Source organism: Neisseria sp. P0022.S009 (genome assembly GCF_051956675.1).
Taxonomy (GTDB): Bacteria; Pseudomonadota; Gammaproteobacteria; order Burkholderiales; family Neisseriaceae; genus Neisseria.
In genome coordinates this window covers 1-215 of record NZ_JBQCXE010000118.1, presented here as the reverse complement: position 1 = coordinate 215, position 215 = coordinate 1, and the positions used below count along the sequence as shown (strand labels likewise).

1 protein-coding gene is annotated in these 215 nt (G+C 54.9%); it reads left to right on the top strand.

Translation table 11 applies throughout. The features are described from left to right. On the top strand, nucleotides 1–215 hold a 215-nt coding region (locus ACTHUG_RS11700; RefSeq protein ID WP_440386938.1), incomplete at both ends, for a type VI secretion system Vgr family protein.

Below are 215 nucleotides of genomic sequence, written 5' to 3'. Positions count from 1 at the left end.
GGAACACATCAAACTCGCCACCGACTATCAGAAATCCCAACTCAACCTCGGCCATATCGTCGATTCAAACCGCAACAAACGCGGAGAGAACGGCGAAGGCTTCGAACTCAGAACCGACGGCTGGGGTACCGTACGGGCGGGTAAAGGCATACTCGTCAGCGCACAAAACCAAGATGCTGGCGGTAAAGTGCTGGATATGGACGATGCCATCGCAC